Below are 13510 nucleotides of genomic sequence, written 5' to 3' on the forward strand. Positions count from 1 at the left end.
TGCGTTCGTCGCCGGCGACGATGTTCTCGGTGCCGTTGCCGTGATGCACGTCGAAATCCACCACCGCCACGCGGGTCAGGCCATGCGCCACCTGGGCGTGCCGGGCCGCCACCGCCGCATTGGCAAACAGGCAGAACCCCATCGGGCGGTTCGGCTCCGCATGATGGCCGGGCGGGCGGGTGGCGCAGAAGACGCGCCGCACCTCCCCCGTGCAGACCGCATCCACCGCCGCCACGGCGGCGCCGGCGGCGCGCAGGGCGGCCTCGGCACTGCCCGCGCTCATCACCGTGTCGGCATCCAGCGCCACGCGCTCCTCGCCTTCCGGCCTTATGCCGATGATGGCGTCCACATAGCCGGCCGGATGCACGCGCAGCAGCTGTTCCACCGTGGCGAGGGGCGCCTCCGCCCGGATCAGTTCGGTGAATTCGCCCGCATCCAGCGCGCGGAGCACGGCGCGCAGCCGGTCCGGGCATTCCGGATGACCCTCCCCCGGGTCATGGCGCAGGCAGGCGAGGTGGGTGAACAGCAGCACGCTCATGGATCAGGCTCGGCCTTCGGGGCTGGGTCTTCGCGCTTCCGCAGGGTGAAGCGGAACTGGCCCTTATCCTCGGAAAAGCCGACCAGCGCATGGCCGGTTTCCGCCGCATAGGCCCGGAAATCCTTCACGCTCGCCGGGTCCGTCGCCAGCACCACCAGCCGTGCGCCGGCGGGCAGCGACCGCAGCGCCTTGTTCGCCTTCAGCACCGGCAGGGGGCAGGTCAGGCCCTGGACATCCAACAGCGTCTCGCTCATCCGCTGAATCCACCACCGCGCGGCCGAAAGGGCAAGCGCGCTTGCCGCGCGGGTCAGCGGGCGTCAATTTGCGTGGCATGAACTGGCGCCTCGGCATCGATCTCGGCGGCACCAAGGTGGAGGTGGCGGCGCTGGACCCCGGCGGCTCGCTGCGCCTGCGCCGCCGGCTGCCAACCCCCCCCAGCTACACCGAAACGGTGCAGCGCATCGCGGAGATGGTGGCCGCGGCGGAGGCTGAGATCGGCGTCCAAGGTGCCACTGGGGCGACCATCGGCTGCGGCATCCCCGGCAGTGTCAGCCCGGCCACCGGCGTGATCCGCGGCGCCAAATCCACCTTCCTGAACGGCCAGCCCCTGGAAGCCGACCTCACCGCCGCCATCGGCCGCCCGGTGCGGCTGTCCAATGACGCCAATTGCCTGGCGATGAGCGAATTCCACGACACCAGGGGCAGCGGCTTCGCCGTGATCCTCGGCACCGGGGTCGGCGGCGGGCTGGTGGTGGATGGGCGGCTGGTGGAGGGCCGCAACCGGATCGCCGGCGAATGGGGCCACACCCCCCTGCCCTGGATGACCGCCGCCGAATTCCCCGGCCCCGCCTGCTGGTGCGGCCAACGCGGTTGCATCGAGACCTTTCTGTGCGGCCCGGCCCTGGCGGCGGATGCCGATGGCCCCGGTGCGCGCGATGCCGCTGGCCTTCCGGCCCGCGCCGCCGCCGGCGATGCGCGGGCGCAGGCGGCGCTGGACCGGCATGTGGACCGGCTGGCGCGCGCGCTGGCCGGCGTGATCAACCTGCTGGACCCGGAGGTGATCGTGCTCGGCGGTGGCCTGTCCAACATGGCGCATCTGTATGAGGCGCTGCCCCGGCTGATTCCGCGCCATGTGTTTTCCGACACCTGCACCACCCCGGTGGTGCAGGCCCGGCATGGCGACAGTTCCGGCGTGCTCGGCGCGGCACGGCTGTGGTGACACGCCAGGCGATCGCGGACCTGCTGATGGCCGGCGCGGTGACGCTGATGCTGGTGGCGATGTGGCATCTGCTGCACGCCACGGCCTCCGGCTTTCGCGCGGTGCGCGCCGGGCATGGCGGTGCCTGGCTGCTGTGGGACGCGCAGCGCTTCCACGATGCCAGCCGCGCCCCGCCGGCGGCGCAGCCGCATGTGCGGGCGGTGACGGCGCGTTTTCGGCGCCTGTGGCCCTGGGCGCTGGCGGCGATGGCGCTGGCCATTCCGGCGGCGATCCTGGCCAGCGCCTGATGCCCGCGCTCTGCCGGGATTGCCTGGCCCGCGACCCCCCCGGCCCGACCTGCTCCGCCTGCGGCAGCCGCCGCATCATCCGGCACGATTCCCTGTTCACGCTGTCCATCGCCCATATCGATTGCGACGCCTTCTACGCCAGCATCGAAAAGCGCGACCGTCCGGAGCTGCTCGCTCGCCCGGTGATCGTCGGCGGTGGCCGGCGCGGCGTGGTGGCGGCGGCCTGCTACATCGCCCGCACCAGCGGCGTGCGCAGCGCCATGCCGATGTTCAAGGCCCTCGCCGCCTGCCCGGATGCCGTGGTGATCAAGCCGGACATGGCCAAATACGTCGCCGCGGCGCGCGAGATGCGGGAGATGATGGAGGCGCTGACCCCCCTGGTGCAGCCGCTTTCGATCGATGAGGCGGTGCTGGACATGAGCGGGACGGAGGCGCTGCACCGCGCCCCGCCCGCGCTGGTGCTGGCCCGCTTCGCGCGGGAGGTGGAGCAGCGGATGCGCATCACCGTCTCCATCGGCCTGGCGTCCAACCGGCTGCTGGCCAAGCTGGCGGCGGAACGCGACAAGCCGCGCGGCTTCGCGGTTGTGGGGGCGGAGGCCGCGGAATGGCTGGCCCCGCAACCGGTAACCCTGCTGCCCGGCGTGGGGCCGGCGCTGGCCCGCAAGCTCGGCGCCGCCGGCTTCACCCGGCTCGGCCAATTGGCGGCGCTGGAACTGCGGGAGGCGGCGCGGCGCTTCGGCGAGGATGGCCCGAGCCTGGTGGCCCGCGCCCGCGGCGAGGATACGCGGCGCGTGGACCCGGCGCGGGAGACGAAAAGCATCTCCGCCGAGACCACCTTCGACAGCGACCTCCGCACCCTGGCGGAGCTGGAAGTGCCTCTGTGGCGGCTGTGCGAGAAGCTCGGCCGGCGGCTATCGGAAAAGGGGCTGGCGGCGGCGGGGGTGGTGCTGAAGCTGAAGACGGCGAATTTCGAGAGCCGCACCCGCACCGTTCGCCTCGGCCGGCCGACGAAGCTGCCCGAGATGCTGTTCCGCGCGGCCCAGCCGATGCTGGCGAAGGAGGCGACGGGGGCGGCGTTTCGCCTGATCGGCGTGGGGTCTCAGCCGCTGTCGCCGGGGGATGCGGCGGACCTGCCCGACCTGGCGGACCCGGATGCGGCGCGGCGGGCGGACAGGTGGGCGGCGGTGGAGAAGGTGCGGGCGCGGTTCGGCGCGGACGCGGTGATCAGCGGACGGAGCCTCGGAGGCCGGCGCCGCGACACGCCCTGACCGCACCGCCCACCGGATTTCCGCCTGGATTGAGCGGCTGAACCAAAGGGCGGCCCGCCGCCGTCAGAAAAGTAACACCCAGTCACCAACATTGCGTATTAGGATTATTGTCACGATAGCGGGAGACTTTCGCCGAGGTGTAGAAGTCAAGCCCCGGCTAAATCATGCTGTACCCTGACTCGATTCACGATTTCCAAGATGAAACGAGGTGAGGGCAGGGCCAGGTATTTATGAAGTCCGCGTCGCATCCGGTGCCTCTGCCACCACGCGAGTTCGCATCGCGGCAGGGCGCTGTGCAAATCCTGGGCGAGTTGGGCTGGAAGGTGCTGCAGGAGAATCCGGCGCCGGACGCACCGGTGCAGGTGGATCTGGTGCTGGCGCATCCCGCCTATGGGGTGGCACTACTCGACCTTGAACCGCGCCCCGCCGCCGCGCCGGTCCAGAGACTTCGCGCGAGGCTGCGGGCCGTCGGGTTCCGACCCCTCGGCCCTGGCGGCCTGCCGATCGTCCACCTGACCCTGAACGAGCGCGACATGTGGCGCCTGCTGCTGACGCTCGATCATGCCTTTGCCAGGGAACCAACGATTGCGCAGACGGGCGATCGGCAAGGGGTGCGCTGGCTGGCCCAGCTGCGGCAGGCCCTGGTACCGGATTCGGCCGCGCCGCTGCCCGACGCGGTGGCGGAGCCGCCGCCAGCGCCGGCACCGCCCGCCGCCGCCCCGCGGGCCGATGTCACCGCCGAGATCGTCGCGCTGCTGTCCGGCGCGGATGAGGGTGCGGAGCCGCCGCCGCAGCGGGCGCGGTCCCGGCGGCTTCTCGTGCCGATCTCGGGGCTTTCGCTCCTGGCCGTGGGCGTGGCTGCCGCCTGGTTCCATGCACCATCCCCCCCGCCAATGCCGGCAGCCGCCAGCGCGGCGATGGCTTCCCAACCCTGGGCGGATGAACCGGCCAGCGACACCCGGGCCGAAGCACCCCCACCGGATCGCGACGAGCCTGCCCGGGCGTTGGCCGGCGAGACACAGGCCGCTGCCGGTTTTGGGGGGCTGATGCCAACCGGCCTGGTATTCCGCCCGGCCCATTTCACCGGAGGGGCGGAACCGGACACTTTTTCGGCAGCTGATCGTGCCGGGGTGGCCCTGGCGCCGCCTCCGGCCTCGCCCGACGGCTCCGCACCCGCGCACGGGGTCGTCGCGGGTCCGGCGGCGGTGGAACCGTCGGCGCTGACGGACATGCCTGTGGCGGGACAGGCCGAAGCCGACGGGCCTGCATCCGCCCGAACGGAGGACGCGACAGCAGGTCCGCTTGTAGCAGCCTTGGGGAGAGATATTCCGGGCAGGGCCGCCCCATCCGCGCCGGATCTGGCGGGACCGCCGCCGCCCCCGCAGGCGTTTGCGCCGTTACCGGCCCTAGCCTCCGCGCCTGCGATGCCAGCCGAAGCTGCGCCGCTGCAGCCCACCAAGACCGGCAAGCCGGGCACGCCATGGCGCGCCGCCCAACCCAAGCTGGGCGCGGCCCCGCTGCCTGCGCCTGTGGCGTCTCCGTCGCCACCGGTGACTCCGGAACCCACGGTCGCCGCGCAAGCGCCACCCGCCGTTGCCGACACGCCACCTGCGAATGCGCCAACAGCGGAGGAGGCAGCGGCGGCGCAGGCCGCGACACAGCAGGCGGCGGCAGCGCAGGCGGCGGCCGAGCAGGCGGCGGCACAGCAGGCCGCGGCAGCGCAGGCGGCGGCACAGCAGGCCGCGGCAGAACAGGCAGCAGCCGAGCAGGCGGCGGCATCGCAGGCAGCAGCACAGCAGGCAGCGGCCGAACAGGCCGCGGCAGAGCAGGCGGCGGCACAGCAGGCAGCGGCGGAGCAGGCCGCGGCAGAGCAGGCCGCAGCACAGCAGGCCGCGGCGGAGCAGGCCGCGGCAGAGCAGGCCGCAGCACAGCAGGCCGCAACACAGCAGGCGGCGGCACAGCAGGCGGCGGCGGCGCAGGCAGCGGCAGCGCAGGCCGCGGCACGCAGCCTGGCGCGCGACCCGCCCTCGGCCGAGGCAGCGCCGCCATCCGTCGCCCGACTCGATCCATCTGTCGTGGCGCTGCTGATCGCGCGGGGGAATGAGATGCTGGCGCGCGGCGACATCTCCGCTGCCCGGCTGCTCTATGCCCGCGCCGCCAGCGCCGGCAGCGCCGCCGCGGCCACCGCCATGGGCCGCAGCTTCGAGGCGGCGGTGCTGGAGGGGCTGGGCGTGCGCGGCATCCGGCCGGATCCGGAGCAGGCGGCCCATTGGTATCGCCGCGCCGGCGAACTCGGCACCGCGCGGCCATGAGGACCACGTGACACCCCGCAAGGCAGGAGTTTTGGAATGACCGGCATTTTCGGGATCGGCGCCGCGCCGCTGGCCGGCCTGGCACGGCGCAACCTGCTGCTGGGGCTGGCGGGTGGGCTGGTGGCGCCCGCGGCCCTGGCGCAGCCGATGCCCGGCAATTCCGTGGCGCGCCTCAACGCCATGGCCGCGCGCGCCAATGCCGGCACGGTCGGGCTGATCGCCGGCGGGGTGGACGGCACCTATATCCGCATCGCGGCGGATCTGGCTGCGGTGCTGGATGATGGCGACCGGGTGCGGGTGATCGCGATGATCGGCCGTGGGTCCGTGCAGAACATCGCCGACATCATGGTGCTGCGCGGCGTGGATCTCGGCATTGTGCAATCCGACGTGCTGGCCTTCGCGCGGCGCGAGAGCCTGTTTCCCTCCGTCGAGCGGCTGATCCAGTATGTCTGCAAGCTGTATGATGAGGAGATCCACATCCTCGCCCGCCCGGAAATCGAGACCGTGCGGGACCTGGCCGGCCAGCCGGTGAATGTGGATTTACGCGGCAGCGGCACGGCGATGACCGCCTCTCTCGTGCTCGGCGCGCTGGGCATCCAGGTGCAGGAACAGAACGCGCCGCAGGATGTGGCGCTGGAGCGGTTGCGGCGCGGGGAGATTGCGGCGCTGGTCTATGTGGCGGGCAAGCCGGCGCGGCTGTTCACCGGCATCCGCCCGGATGAGGGGCTGCGCCTGCTGCCGCTGCCGGCGGAGGCGGCCCTGCTGGAGACCTACCTCCCCTCCCACTTCGCCCAGGCGGACTACCCGGCCCTGGTGCCGGAGGGCGGGATCGACACCATCGCGGTGGGCGCGGTGCTGGCCGCCTATGCCTGGCCCCCGGGGTCCGAGCGCCACCGCAAGGTGTCCCGCTTCATCGCCGCGCTGAACGCCAATTTCGACGCCTTCCTGCGCCCGCCGCGGCACCCGAAATGGCGCGAGGTGAACCTATCCGCCACGGTGCCGGGGTGGACGCGGTTCGAGGCGGGGCCGGGGTAGGCGGCCGACTTCCCGGTCACACCTTCGACGGACAGACGCGGCCTATCTCACGCTGCAGATCTGTTCAGCATCCTCACCACCCCCGAAAAATCCACGCCCCCACCCCCCTCCTCCACAAACCGCCGGTACACTTCCAGCGCCTGCTCCCCCACCGCCAACTCCAGCCCCGCCTCCCGCGCCGCCCCCACCGCCAGCCCCAGATCCTTCAGCATCAAACTGGCGGAAAACCCCGGCGCGTAGCCCCTGTTCGCCGGGCTGCCCGGCACCGGCCCCGGCACCGGGCAATAGGTCGTCAGGCTCCAGCTCTGCCCGGAGGATTGGGAGGCCACATCGAACAGCGCCTGGTGCGAAAGCCCCAGCTTCTCGGCCAGCACGAAGGCCTCGCAGGTCACCAGCATGGTCGCCGCCAGCATCATGTTGTTGCAGGCCTTGGCCGCCTGCCCCGCCCCCGCCGCGCCGCAATGGATCGCGGCGCGGCCCATTGCCCGCAGCAGCGGTTCCACCGCCGCGAAGGCGGCCGCATCGCCGCCGACCATGAAGGTCAGCGTCCCAGCCTCCGCCCCCATCACCCCGCCGGAGACCGGCGCATCCAGGAAGGCCCGGCCGCTTTCCGCGGACATGGCGCGCGCCGTCGCCACATCGATGGTGGAGCAATCGACCAGCACCGCATCCGCCGGCGCGGCCGCGGCCACACCCCCTGTGCCAACCAGCAATTCGCGCACCTGCGGGCCGGCGGGCAGCATGGTGAAGATGAACTCGGTCTGCCGTGCCGCCGCCGCCGCGCTTTCCGCCGGCGTGGCACCGGGCACCGCTTCCATCGCGGCGTGAGACAGGTCGAACACCGCCACCGCATGCCCCGCCTGCACCAGGTTACGTGCCATTGGTGCGCCCATATTGCCGAGGCCGATGAAACCGATGCGGGCCATGGCGGCACTTCCCCTGCTGTGTCGCGGAAAGGCTACGCCGGGTGCAGCGCCACGTCACCGGCCGCCACCACGAAGCGGGCCCGGTCCTCCACCGGGGCGCCGGGGCGGCTGACGAAGGGCAGCGCGCGGAAAGTCGCGAAGCAATGCCGCCCGGTGAAATGCTGCAGCGCATAGCCGCGGCGGTTGTTGTGGAAGGCGATATGCGGGTTGGCCGCCAGCAGGGCCGCCGTGCCGCGCCGCTGCTCGCTGCCATCGCCCTCGCTGCTGATCGAACTCGCGGTGAATTCGCAGGCCAGCGCCGGCCCCTCCGCCTCCGCCGCCACGGTGGCCGCATAGGCGCTGTGCACGTCGCCGGACAGCACCACCAGGTTGGTCGCACCGCGGCTGTGCAGCCCGTGCAGCAGGCGGGCGCGTGCGGCCGGGTAGCCGTCCCATTTGTCCATGCCGATGGCGCCGTTCGGGAAGGTGCGGGCAAACATCGGCACCTGCTGCGCCAGCACCTGCCACGTCGCGGGGCGGGTGGCGGCGCTGTCCAGCAGCCAGGCCTCCTGCGCCGGGCCGAGCACCTGCGCGTCAGCCCGCGCCACCTCGGCGCAGGGCGGCTTCGTGCCGTCGCCGCAGGGCTGATCGTCCCGCGCGCCGCGCGTATCCAGCAGGTGCAGCGCGACATGGCGGCCGAAATCCAGGCGGCGATGCGCCGTGATTCGCGGCCCCTGCGGCAGCGCGGTGCGGCGCACCGGCATGTGCTCGTACCAGGCCTGGAAGGCGGCGGCCTTGCGGAGGTCGAATTCCAGCCCCGCCTCGCCCCGGCCGCCCACAGCGCCGGTCCAGTTGTTCGCCACCTCATGATCGTCGAAGGTCACGGCGAAGGCGTGCGCGGCGCTGGCGGCGGCGAGGTCGGGGTCCAGCCGGTACTGGGCGTAGCGGGTGCGGTATTCGGCCAGGCTGAAGGTCTCGCCGCCCGCGTGGCTGCGGATGGTGGACCGCCCGGCGGAGACGGCGCCGACCGGACGGCCGGCATATTCGTAGATGAAATCGCCATAGTGGAAGACGAGGTCCACCTCCTCCCGCGCGATGTGCCGCCAGGCGGTGAAAAGCCCGTGCTCGTAATGCTGGCAGCCGGCGGTCACCAGGCGGAAATCCGCCCCGGCGGTGGCGGATGGCGCGGTGCGGGCGTGGCCCGTGGGGCTTGCCAGGCCGTGCAGCCGGAAGCGGTAGAAATAGGGGCGGTGCGGGCGCAGGCCCTGGACCTCCACATGCAGGCTATGCGCCCATTCCGGGCGGGCGAGCGCCTGGCCGGCGGCGGCGATGCTGCGGAAGCCCGGGTCCTCCGCCACCTCCCACGCCACCGGCACCGGGTGGGGCGGCATGCCGCCATCGGGGGCGAGCGGGTCCGGCGCCAGGCGGGTCCAGATCACGAAGCCGTCCGGATACGGGTCCCCGGCCGCGACGCCGAGGCGAAACGGGTCGCCCGGAGGCAAGGCCTGCGCCAGCAGGCGAGGCGAAAACACCGGCCCGAGCGCGGCCAGCCCGGCGAGGCCCATGGCGCCGCGCAGCAGGCCCCGGCGGGACAATTCGGCCAGATCTCGCCGCACCGATGCCATACCTGATCCACCTTCCCCCATCGCAATGGAAGCTGTGCGGCGGCGCGGGTAGCTCGGCAAGGGGTGGGGGGCGGCCATGAGCAAGGCGGGTGGCAGGCGGGCGCGGGCTGGCCTATGCAAAGCGGCCATGGCATCCCCTCGCATCCTTCCCCTGCTGCTGCTGCCGGCCCTGGCGCTCGCCGCCTGCCGCCCGAGCTACTCGCCGGACGACTACGCGACCGCCGCGGTGCAGCAGATGAACCGCGTCGAACAGGCGGTGATCATCGGCCGCCGCCAGGTGACGGTGACGGCGGATGGCTCCACCGGCGCGGCCACGGGCGGGGCTGCGGGCGGCATTGTCGGGTCCCAGGCGCCTGGTGGGAACATGGCGGGCGCGATCGGCGCGGTGGGCGGTGCGCTGGTCGGCGGGCTGTTCGGCGCGGCGACGGAACGCGTGGCCGGCAACACCACGGCGGTGGAGTACATCGTCCGCAAGACCAATGGCGAATTGCTGTCCGTGACGCAGCGGGATGAGGTTCCGCTGGTGATCGGCGAACGGGTGCTGGTGATCGCCGGCGCCCAGGCGCGGATCGTGCCGGACTATACCCAGCCGGTGCCGGATGAAGGTGGCCGCACCGCGACGCCAGCCACCCTGCCGCCTTCCGTGCCGCAGGCCGCGCCTGCCCCCGGCCCCGCCCCCGCCCCGGCGGCGGCACCGGGTCCGGCGGTCATGGCGCCGGCACCTGCGGACGCCGCGCTGCCTGCCACGGACCCGCTGGCGCCGCCCGCCGGTACACCGGCCCCGGCGGTGACCGCCCCCGAGGCAGAACCCCTGGCCGCCCCGCCCGCCGCCACGCCGTAGGAATCTGGCACGGGGCTTGCGCTGCCGGGGGCATGACGCGCGCCCTCCTCATGCTCCTGCTGATCCTGCCGGTGGTCCTGTCCCCCGGCACCGCCCGCGCCGAGCCGGGCCTGCTCTGCCGCGCCGCGATCCAGGCGGCGGAACGCGAAGCCGGCATTCCGGCGCATCTGCTGACCGCCATCGGCCGCGTCGAATCCGGCCGGCGCGACCCGCAGACCGGCGCCTTCCACCCCTGGCCCTGGACCATCAATGCCGAGGGGCGTGGGCAGTTCTTCGCCACCAAGGCGGCAGCGATTGCCGAGGTGCAGGCCTTGCAGGCCCGCGGCATGCGCTCCATCGACATCGGCTGCATGCAGGTGAATCTGCGCCATCACCCGGACGCCTTCGCCAATCTGGAGGCCGCCTTCGACCCGCAGACCAATGCCCGCTACGCCGCGCGTTTCCTGACCGAGCTGCATGGCCGCACCGGGGATTGGACCCGGGCCGCCGCCGGCTATCATTCCCTGACACCGCAGTACGCCGAGCCGTACCGGGAGCGTGTGCTGGCCGCCTGGGCGCGGGAACAGGGCCAGCCGCATCCGCCCGTGACGCTACCCAGCGCCACAGCGCGCGCCACGCCACCCGCCATCCCGCCCGGCTCCGGCGGCGGCGGCCTGTCCAATGGGGCGGAGAGGGCTGCCGTCATCGCCGCGCCCGCCGGCACGGTGGGGCGCGGGCTGGATGCCTATCGCAGCCTGCCCGTGCCCATCGCCGGCCGCGCCCGCGGGCTGTTGATGTCCCGCCGGTAGCGGCCCAGGCCAGCGCATTTTCCGAGTCGTCCGGCGTGGCCGCCGGACCTGAAAATGCTCAGGCCGCCGCCTGCGCCGCGTCGGGCGCCAGCGGCCGCAACTCCAGCCCATCCGGGCTGGCGCTGACGCGCACCACCGTGCCGTCATGCAGCGTGCCGGCAAGCAGCAGATCCGCCAGCTTGTCCTGCAGGCTGCGCTGGATCACGCGCTTCAGCGGCCGGGCGCCGTAGCTGGGGTCGTAGCCGGCTTCCGCCAGCCATTCCCGCGCCGCCTCATCCAGCTCCAGCGTGATCTTGCGATCCTCCAGAATCCGCTTCAGGCCGCCGAGCTGGATATCCACGATGGAGGCCATGTCCGCCCGCGCCAGGCGGCGGAACAGCACCACCTCATCCAGCCGGTTGAGGAATTCCGGCCGGAACCGGTCCCGCACCGCCCGCATCACCGCCGGCCGCGCCGCCTCGATATCCGAGGTCTCGGGCAGTTCCGCGATCGCCTGGCTGCCGAGATTGCTGGTCAGCACGATGATGCAGTTGCGGAAATCCACCGTGCGGCCCTGGCCATCCGTCAGGCGGCCATCATCCAGCACCTGCAGCAGGATGTTGAAGACGTCGTCATGCGCCTTCTCCACCTCGTCGAACAGGATCACCTGGTAGGGGCGGCGGCGGATGGCTTCCGTCAGCGTGCCGCCTTCCTCGTAGCCCACATAGCCGGGCGGGGCGCCGATCAGCCGGGCGACGGCGTGCTTCTCCATGAATTCGGACATGTCGATCCGGGTCATGGCGCGCTCATCGTCGAACAGGAAATGCGCCAGCGACTTCACCAGCTCCGTCTTGCCGACACCGGTCGGGCCGAGGACCAGGAAGCTTCCGATCGGCCGGTTCGGGTCCTGCAACCCGGCCCGCGCCCGGCGCACCGCCTTGGCCACCGCCTCCAGCGCCTCCTCCTGCCCGACCACGCGCTTGCGGAGCTGATCTTCCATCTGCAGCAGCTTGGCGCGCTCGCCTTCCAGCATCTTCTCCACCGGAATGCCGGTCCAGCGGGAGACGACGGCGGCAATTGCCTCCTCCGTCACCGCCTCATTCACCAGCCGTGCATCGCCATCGCCGGCCGCGGCCAGCTTCTTCTCAAGCTGCGGGATGACGCCGAAGCGAAGCTCCGACGCCTTGGCCAGGTCGCCCCGGTTCTGCGCCAGGTCGAATTCCGTGCGCGCCTGGTCGAGCTGTTCCTTCAGCTTCTGGCTTTCGACAACGAGGGACTTCTCCGCCTCCCAGCGGCTGGTCATCTCGGCGGAGCGTTCCTCCAGCTCCGAAAGCTCCTTCTCCAGCTTCAGCAAGCGGTCCTTGCTGGCGCTGTCGCTTTCCTTCCGCAGCGCCTCGCGCTCGATCTTCAGCCGCATCAGGTCGCGGTCGAGCGCATCCAGCTCCTCCGGCTTGCTGTCCACCTGCATGCGCAGGCGGGACGAGGCCTCGTCCATCAGATCGATGGCCTTGTCCGGCAGGAAGCGGTCCGTGATGTAGCGGTTGGAGAGCGTGGCGGCGGCCACCAGCGCGCCATCCGTGATGCGGACGCCGTGGTGCAGCTCGTACTTCTCCTTGATGCCGCGCAGGATGGAGACGGTATCGGTGACCGAAGGCTCGCCCACCATCACCGGCTGGAAGCGCCGCGCCAGCGCCGCGTCCTTCTCCACATGCTTGCGGTATTCATCGAGCGTGGTGGCGCCCACGCAATGCAGCTCGCCGCGCGCCAGGGCCGGCTTGATGAGGTTGGACGCATCCATCGCGCCATCCGCCTTGCCGGCGCCAACCAGCGTGTGCATCTCGTCGATGAACAGCACGATGTCGCCGGCGGCCTCCTCGACCTCCTTCAGCACGCCTTTCAGGCGCTCTTCGAACTCACCGCGATATTTCGCGCCGGCCACCATGCTGCCGAGGTCGAGCGCCATGACCTTCTTGTTCTTCAGCGCCTCCGGCACGTCACCGCGCACGATACGCAGCGCCAGGCCTTCCACGATGGCGGTCTTGCCGACGCCAGGCTCGCCGATCAGCACCGGGTTGTTCTTGGTGCGCCGCGCGAGCACCTGGATGGTGCGGCGGATTTCCTCGTCGCGGCCGATGACGGGGTCGAGCTTGCCCTCGCGCGCCAGGGCGGTGAGGTCGCGCGCGTATTTCTTCAGCGCGTCGAACTGGTCCTCGGCGTTCTGGCTGTCCACGGTGCGGCCCTTGCGCAGCGTGGCGATGGCGGCTTCCAGCCTGGTCGCATCCGCATTGGCAGCCCGCAGCGCGCGGCCGGAGGGGCCGTCGCTCGCGGCGAGTGCCACCAGCAGCCGGTCCTGCGCCACGAAGGCATCGCCCGCCTTGCTCGCGGCCTGCTGGGCCGCATCCAGCACGCGGACGATATCCGGGGTGAATTGCGGCTGCCCGGCACCGGCGCCCTGCACCTTGGGCTGGCGGCCGATCTCGGCATCGACGGATTGCTTCGCCACGGCGGGGTCGCCGCCGGCCGCGCGAATCAGCCCGGCGGCCGCACCCTGCTCGTCATCCAGCAGGGCCTTCAGCAGGTGTTCTGGTGTGACCCGCTGGTGGAATTCGCGGATCGCAATGGTCTGCGCCGATTGCAGAAAGCCGCGGGCGCGGTCGGTGAATTTCTCGATGTCCATCCTGATGTCCCTCTCCTGAGCGGACTGGGGCGCCCC

Annotated in this window: 12 protein-coding genes and 1 pseudogene; 7 read left to right on the top strand and 6 right to left on the bottom strand. The window is 72.0% G+C overall.

Going from position 1 to position 13510, the window contains the following annotated elements:
* A pseudogene (locus Q8S40_RS18920) lies at positions 1-538 on the bottom strand (histone deacetylase family protein); the annotation flags it as partial.
* Entirely contained in the window at positions 535-792 is a 258-nt protein-coding gene (locus Q8S40_RS18925; RefSeq protein ID WP_305671639.1) for a sulfurtransferase TusA family protein, read from the bottom strand. The gene Q8S40_RS18925 and the pseudogene Q8S40_RS18920, both read right to left, overlap by 4 nt.
* 77 nt (positions 793-869) lie before the next feature.
* On the opposite strand from Q8S40_RS18925, the gene Q8S40_RS18930 reads away from it, so the two are divergent.
* From Q8S40_RS18930 to Q8S40_RS18940, 3 genes are read left to right on the top strand one after another with little or no spacing between them, the layout of a single operon-like run.
* Positions 870-1757: an ROK family protein gene (locus Q8S40_RS18930; protein WP_305671640.1), complete on the top strand. Its 888-nt coding sequence runs from the start codon at positions 870-872 to the stop codon at positions 1755-1757.
* Positions 1751-2044: a hypothetical protein gene (locus Q8S40_RS18935; RefSeq protein ID WP_305671641.1), complete on the top strand. Its 294-nt coding sequence runs from the start codon at positions 1751-1753 to the stop codon at positions 2042-2044. The genes Q8S40_RS18930 and Q8S40_RS18935 overlap by 7 nt, the downstream gene beginning before the upstream one ends.
* Complete coding sequence (locus Q8S40_RS18940; RefSeq protein ID WP_305671642.1) at positions 2044-3312, top strand: DNA polymerase IV; 1269 nt, start codon at positions 2044-2046, stop codon at positions 3310-3312. Before Q8S40_RS18935 ends, Q8S40_RS18940 begins: the two co-directional genes overlap by 1 nt.
* 401 nt (positions 3313-3713) lie before the next feature.
* Here the strand turns inward: Q8S40_RS18940 and Q8S40_RS18945 are convergent, their stop codons facing one another.
* Positions 3714-4187 (bottom strand): hypothetical protein, encoded by a 474-nt coding sequence (locus tag Q8S40_RS18945; protein WP_305671643.1) that lies wholly within the window; start codon positions 4185-4187, stop codon positions 3714-3716.
* Between the two features lie 675 nt (positions 4188-4862).
* Here Q8S40_RS18945 and Q8S40_RS18950 point away from each other — a divergent pair.
* Both Q8S40_RS18950 and Q8S40_RS18955 read left to right on the top strand, forming a co-directional pair.
* Complete coding sequence (locus tag Q8S40_RS18950) at positions 4863-5624, top strand: SEL1-like repeat protein (protein WP_305671644.1); 762 nt, start codon at positions 4863-4865, stop codon at positions 5622-5624.
* A gap of 36 nt (positions 5625-5660) precedes the next feature.
* Positions 5661-6659 carry a TAXI family TRAP transporter solute-binding subunit gene (locus Q8S40_RS18955; protein WP_305671645.1) on the top strand — a complete coding sequence of 333 codons (999 nt, stop codon included), beginning with the start codon at positions 5661-5663 and terminating at the stop codon, positions 6657-6659.
* 47 nt (positions 6660-6706) lie between these two features.
* Here the strand turns inward: Q8S40_RS18955 and mmsB are convergent, their stop codons facing one another.
* Positions 6707-7585, bottom strand: coding sequence for a 3-hydroxyisobutyrate dehydrogenase (mmsB, locus tag Q8S40_RS18960; RefSeq protein ID WP_305671646.1), 879 nt, complete (start codon positions 7583-7585; stop codon positions 6707-6709).
* 32 nt (positions 7586-7617) lie between these two features.
* Positions 7618-9180: an alkaline phosphatase gene (locus Q8S40_RS18965; protein WP_305671647.1), complete on the bottom strand. Its 1563-nt coding sequence runs from the start codon at positions 9178-9180 to the stop codon at positions 7618-7620.
* 136 nt (positions 9181-9316) lie between these two features.
* Here Q8S40_RS18965 and Q8S40_RS18970 point away from each other — a divergent pair, with 136 nt between their 5' ends.
* Together Q8S40_RS18970 and Q8S40_RS18975 are read left to right on the top strand one after the other, a co-directional pair.
* Positions 9317-10030: a hypothetical protein gene (locus Q8S40_RS18970; RefSeq protein ID WP_305671648.1), complete on the top strand. Its 714-nt coding sequence runs from the start codon at positions 9317-9319 to the stop codon at positions 10028-10030.
* Between the two features lie 50 nt (positions 10031-10080).
* Positions 10081-10818 (top strand): transglycosylase SLT domain-containing protein, encoded by a 738-nt coding sequence (locus Q8S40_RS18975; RefSeq protein WP_305671649.1) that lies wholly within the window; start codon positions 10081-10083, stop codon positions 10816-10818.
* A gap of 58 nt (positions 10819-10876) precedes the next feature.
* On the opposite strand, the gene clpB is transcribed toward Q8S40_RS18975, so the two are convergent.
* A complete protein-coding gene (clpB, locus tag Q8S40_RS18980) occupies positions 10877-13474 on the bottom strand; it encodes an ATP-dependent chaperone ClpB (RefSeq protein ID WP_305671650.1) in 2598 nt (865 codons plus the stop codon).
* Positions 13475-13510: the final 36 nt, after the last annotated feature.

This window comes from Falsiroseomonas sp. (assembly GCF_030695085.1).
GTDB lineage: Bacteria > Pseudomonadota > Alphaproteobacteria > Acetobacterales > Acetobacteraceae > Falsiroseomonas.

Coding starts and splice junctions, on each gene's coding strand:
- Q8S40_RS18925 (WP_305671639.1), bottom strand. CDS start 792: ATGAGCGAGACGCTGTTGGATGTCCAGGGCCTGACCTGCCCCCTGCCG.
- Q8S40_RS18930 (WP_305671640.1), top strand. CDS start 870: ATGAACTGGCGCCTCGGCATCGATCTCGGCGGCACCAAGGTGGAGGTG.
- Q8S40_RS18940 (WP_305671642.1), top strand. CDS start 2,044: ATGCCCGCGCTCTGCCGGGATTGCCTGGCCCGCGACCCCCCCGGCCCG.
- Q8S40_RS18945 (WP_305671643.1), bottom strand. CDS start 4,187: ATGGAACCAGGCGGCAGCCACGCCCACGGCCAGGAGCGAAAGCCCCGA.
- Q8S40_RS18955 (WP_305671645.1), top strand. CDS start 5,661: ATGACCGGCATTTTCGGGATCGGCGCCGCGCCGCTGGCCGGCCTGGCA.
- mmsB (WP_305671646.1), bottom strand. CDS start 7,585: ATGGCCCGCATCGGTTTCATCGGCCTCGGCAATATGGGCGCACCAATG.
- Q8S40_RS18970 (WP_305671648.1), top strand. CDS start 9,317: ATGGCATCCCCTCGCATCCTTCCCCTGCTGCTGCTGCCGGCCCTGGCG.
- Q8S40_RS18975 (WP_305671649.1), top strand. CDS start 10,081: ATGCTCCTGCTGATCCTGCCGGTGGTCCTGTCCCCCGGCACCGCCCGC.
- clpB (WP_305671650.1), bottom strand. CDS start 13,474: ATGGACATCGAGAAATTCACCGACCGCGCCCGCGGCTTTCTGCAATCG.